General features: G+C 43.4%; 4 protein-coding genes. All 4 read right to left on the bottom strand.

Translation table 11 applies throughout. The features are described 5' to 3' along the window. Positions 1–58: 58 nt before the first annotated feature. Positions 59–640, bottom strand: a complete 582-nt coding sequence (locus tag QZ323_RS14400; protein WP_294635383.1) for a DUF4890 domain-containing protein — start codon at positions 638–640, stop codon at positions 59–61. 251 nt (positions 641–891) lie between these two features. Further along, positions 892–2,205, bottom strand: a complete 1,314-nt coding sequence (locus QZ323_RS14395) for a Na+/H+ antiporter NhaC family protein (RefSeq protein WP_294635382.1) — start codon at positions 2,203–2,205, stop codon at positions 892–894. Between the two features lie 207 nt (positions 2,206–2,412). Next, entirely contained in the window at positions 2,413–3,903 is a 1,491-nt protein-coding gene (locus QZ323_RS14390) for an altronate dehydratase family protein (protein WP_294635381.1), read from the bottom strand. Positions 3,904–3,930: 27 nt separating this feature from the next. After that, a complete protein-coding gene (locus tag QZ323_RS14385; RefSeq protein ID WP_294635380.1) occupies positions 3,931–5,007 on the bottom strand; it encodes a LacI family DNA-binding transcriptional regulator in 1,077 nt (358 codons plus the stop codon). Between the last annotated feature and the right edge of the window lie 54 nt (positions 5,008–5,061).

Genomic DNA, 5,061 nt, shown 5'->3' with positions numbered 1-5,061 from the left:
GTGATAACAGTTGATTATATTTGAATATCTTGGGCTTAGAGCCGTACGCACCGCAGTTTTAAGGTGTAAAATGGAGAAAAAGTCCTGAAGTAGTGTGCTTCGGGACTTTTTCTTTTCTATGATTTCCCGAGAAGGCGGCGGGATGCTGTTTTTCTACCCAGCGTACATACTGCTTATCGGTAAGTATCTTCTTAAGTTTCTTCTCGCGCTTCTTGCGTTGTTTCTCTATCTTCTCTTTGTCGTTTGACGATGCGAAATCGCGCGGCGGACGACGTTCTATATCTTCGGGTGGACGGTTTCCGTGTGGTCTTTGGTCAAAACCTCTGCTTCCTCTGAAGTTCGGCATTCCTTCCGGTTTGTTGTTTATGGGAGGTACTGTTGAATTATTCTTTTGGTCTTCACGTGCCCATTTCAGATTCAGTTTGTAGAGTTTGTCATACTGCTTTTCTGTAAGATTGAGTAACGAGTTCATACGGTCGGTTGCATGCCGTGCTGATTTCTCTGGCGAGAGGGGCATGGGTTTGAAACCTCTTTCCTGTCGGTCAGGCATTTTTTTGCCTACTTCTTGCGCCGTGGCCGCACTGCTACAGATAAAGAGTACGGTACATGCGAAAGTCCAAAAATGTCTTTTCACATTCATAACTTGATATTTAAAATTCTGATACAAAGGTAAGAGGAGGCTTGGGAAACTCCAAAATAAATCTACCAAACACCCGTTTCGTTCTGCCAAACGGTCTAAGCGGTATAAAATGGAGTTTTCTATTTTATACCATGGGGTCATTTATTTCAGCTCATGAGACGGATTTTTTCATCCCATGAGCTGAGAAAAATCGTATCGTGGGACGATTTTTTTTGTCTCACGAGACGGATTTTTTTGTCTCACGAGATAAATCAGGAATATCTTCTGGGATATCTGACTAGTATGGCAAGTAACGCGCATATTCCCATCATAAACGGATAATACAGGCTTCCAATGATGCTGATGGGGGAGATGCCCGTTAATCCGGCGGCTATGAGCAATTGGGCTCCGTAGGGAATAATGCCTTGTATCAGACAGGAGAAGGTATCTAAAATGCTGGCTGTTTTCCGTCGGTCGAGTTGGAAACGCAGGGCTATTTCTTTGGCTATCGGTCCGGTGGTGATGATGGCGATGGTATTGTTTGCCGTACATAAATTGGCGATGCTGACAAGGGCGGCAATGCTTAGTTCTGCTCCGCGCTTGTCTTTCACGTGGCGCGTCAGCCGGAAGATGATGAAGTTTATACCTCCGTTGTAGCGGATAATTTCGAGCATGCCTCCTGCTAACAAGGTCGTAATAATGAGTTCTCCCATTCCGGTGATACCCGTTCCCATAGAACCAAACCAGTCAAAGAAAGCTGTGCTGGCATCTGTTCCGCTGGTAGTGATGCCTATAACGCCTGTACTCAGAATACCTATCAGCAAGACCAACATAACGTTGATACCTGCTATGGCTGTTCCCAAAACTAAGAGGTAAGGGATGACTTTTATCCATTCTACAGCTTGTATTTGTGTGGGAGTTGATAGGGATAATCCTTGGAATATGTAGATGCATAGTACGATCAGTGCAGCAGGCACTACAATCATGGAATTTACCCGAAACTTGTCACGCATTACGCAATCTTGTGTTTTGGTGGATGCTATTGTCGTGTCTGAAATGAAAGAGAGATTGTCTCCGAAGAAAGCCCCGCCTATAACGATGGCAACCATGTATGGCAAGGCCGTTCCTGTTTTATCTGCCAGTCCGATGGCTACGGGAGTGAGTGCTACGATTGTTCCTACACTGGTTCCGATAGAGAGTGATATGAAGCAGGCAGCAATGAATATGCCAGCTAATAGCAGATGTCCGGGCAGAATGCTTAGCGTAAGATTTACGGTTGCGTCAATCGCTCCCATCATTTTGGCACTCTGTGCGAAGGCGCCGGCAAGGATGAAGATCCATATCATCAACATGATGTTCTTGTTGCTGGCACCTGCAGTGAACTGGTATATCCGTTTCTCCAGACTCAATCCGCGCATCAATGCGATGGCATAACAGGATGACAACAGGAATGCCACCGTGATGGGAACCTTATAGAAGTCGTTTACAATGACTGAAATTACTAGATATAGGCATAGGAATACTGCTAATGGACTTAACGCCCACCATCCGCCTTTCTTTTGATTTATTGTATGGGTAGTTTCCAATAACTTATTTTTTTTAAAACCGTGCAAAGATAATGTAAATCAAACATAGGTATTTCATGCTTTTATGAGAAATTTTAGTCGAATTGCGCATATGGTGGTATTTGTAGTTATCGGCGCTTCTTTCGAATAGTTAGAGAGACGAGGCCTTTTATTGACTCCGTCTCTCAAATGGTTTCTTATAAAATCTGTTTGATACAATACTTCTATTTACAGAGTGACCCCAGTCTTAAAGATTGCAATCTCTTTGTATCCTTTCTTTTCATTGTTTACGAACTCACCATTTGCTACTCGGATAATGTAGTCAGTGAAGCGTTCGCAAGTCTTTTCCATCGGTTCATTCTCTACGATAACTCCGGCATTAAAATCGATCCAGCCCGGTTTGTTTTTTGCCAATGCGGAATTGGTGGATATCTTCATGGTCGGTACGTATGTTCCGAATGGTGTGCCGCGTCCTGTAGTGAATAACACCATGTGGCAACCGCAGGATGCCAATGCTGTAGCAGCTACTAAGTCATTACCAGGTGCTGATAATAAGTTCAGTCCTTTCACTTGCAGACGTTCACCGTATGGCAATACACCTTCTACATAGCTCTTACCACATTTCTGCGTACATCCCAGTGCTTTATCTTCCAAAGTTGAGATACCTCCTGCCTTGTTTCCCGGAGATGGATTTTCTCCTACAGGCTCGCCGTGTGAAAGGAAGTACTCTTTGAAGTCGTTTATCAGTTTTACGGTTTCTTCGAATAACTGCGTGTTGCGGCAACGGTTCATCAGTATGGTTTCTGCTCCGAACATTTCCGGTACTTCCGTCAGCACGCTTGTACCGCCTTGTGCCACCAAGAAATCAGAGAACATACCTAATAATGGATTTGCCGTAATACCGGAGAAACCGTCTGAACCACCGCATTTCAGACCCACACGAAGTTCGCTCAAGGGTACATCTGTACGTTCATCTTTACTTGCTTTCTCGTATAGTTCACGCAGCAGTTTCATTCCTTCTTCATATTCGTCACCTACCTTTTGAGTTACCATGAATTTCACCCGATCTTCATCATATTCGCCTAAAAAATCACGGAATACGTCCGGTTGATTGTTTTCACAGCCCAATCCTACTACCAATACGGCACCTGCATTGGGGTGCAACACCATGTCGCGCAGTATTTTCTTCGTATTTTCATGGTCGTCGCCCAATTGGGAACAACCGTAATTGTGCGGATAAGCCATGATTGCATCTACACCTTTACCCTCTGTTTCACGACGCAGTCCTTCTGCAAGTTGATTGACTATACCGTTCACACAACCAACGGTCGGGATAATCCATATTTCGTTGCGGATGCCTACATCGCCATTCTTACGACGATATCCTTTGAACGTCAGGTTCTTGTTTGCGATGTCTAGTGTGACGGTTGTCGGGTTATATGTGTAATCCAACAAACCTGCCAGATTCGTTTGAATGTTCTTTTCGTTCATCCAATCTCCTTGTTGTTGTTTCGTCCGTGCGTGACCAATGGGGTAACCATATTTGATAACGTTTTCGCCTTCTGCAAAATCTTTCAATGCAAACTTGTGTCCGGCGGGGATCTCTTCATTTAATGTTATTTCTACTTCATCCACAATGACTCTTTCTCCAGCCGATAGGGTGGTTATAGCTACCGCCACATTATCCGCAGGGTTGATTTTTAAATACTTGGTCTCCATATTCTTGTTCGTTAAATTAGTAATCGCTCACTGTTGGACACACCGTTGTTTATTGAAATAGAATTGAATGTTCTCCTTTGTCAATAAGTCAATCGGCATGAAATTTACTCTTGGTATCTCTTTCTTGAAGATGAGATGATCACACAATGCTTTGATACCATCAAACCCCTGAAGTCCAGGTTGCTGGGCAATGAGGAAAAATACACTACCTTGTTTCAAACAATCTACGTTACGTCCCAGCAGGTCATATCCTATCAGGTTGAAATTCTCTTTCTTTTGCTTCTGTAGGTATTCTCCGACAATATACACCTTTGAATTGAAAGTGATTCCATTTTTCACATTCGGATGTTCTCTGAAAAAATTGTCCAGCATCTGGGCGTCATTGCTATCATGTTTGGCATGTAAATTCAACTCACGTATGATGCGGTCAGGATGATGTCTTTGCATATATTCCCGAAAGCCTATTTCCCGTCGTTCCTGTTGATTGGATCCTACGATTCCTTCATTTATTTTGCGAAAGATCACAAGTTCCTGTTCACTCCCGGCAAGCAACATCATCATTTTGGCTGCAAAATGTCCGCTTTGGTGGGAATTTTGTCCAAAGAAAGAGAGTGCAGAAGCGTCTTCCAGATTTGAGTCTATATATATATAAGGTATAGAACGTTTGTTTAACTCCTCTGTAAAAGGTTGGGTATACTGCGGAACCGTAGGAGCGAACATGATTCCATCGGGATTCTGTTTCAGGATGTCTTGAGCCACGTTACTGAATGAATGATAATCAAACGGGTCGTAATAGGAGAGTTTCACAGAAATATTAAAGTCCGAATAGGTAACCAGAGCTTCATGAATACCTGCTTCAACGGCAGTCCAGTACTCGCCTTTCTCATGTTGTGGCAGTAAACAGGAGAAGGCATATTTCTTATTCGATGCCAATGCGCTGGCATACATGTTAGGCTGGTAGTCTAACTGTTTCAAGATTTCCTCCACGCGCTTTCTGCTGGTTTCCGACACACCGCTGCGTCCATGTATCACGCGATCTACCGTTCCCACTGATACATCTGCCATCTTGGCTATATCTTTGATACGTATTCTTTCAGACTCCATATATTTCATATTTTATCGGAACTTGTGTCCGAACACAATAATAATCTTAATATT

Source organism: uncultured Bacteroides sp., assembly GCF_910585845.1.
Lineage (GTDB): Bacteria > Bacteroidota > Bacteroidia > Bacteroidales > Bacteroidaceae > Bacteroides.
Note: the sequence above shows the minus strand (reverse complement) of the source record. Positions and strands in the feature narration are given on the sequence as shown.

What these genes read in the sequence shown, in the direction of transcription:
- QZ323_RS14400 (WP_294635383.1), bottom strand. Translation starts at nt 640, where the DNA reads ATGAATGTGAAAAGACATTTTTGGACTTTCGCATGTACCGTACTCTTT.
- QZ323_RS14390 (WP_294635381.1), bottom strand. Translation starts at nt 3,903, where the DNA reads ATGGAGACCAAGTATTTAAAAATCAACCCTGCGGATAATGTGGCGGTA.
- QZ323_RS14385 (WP_294635380.1), bottom strand. Translation starts at nt 5,007, where the DNA reads ATGGAGTCTGAAAGAATACGTATCAAAGATATAGCCAAGATGGCAGAT.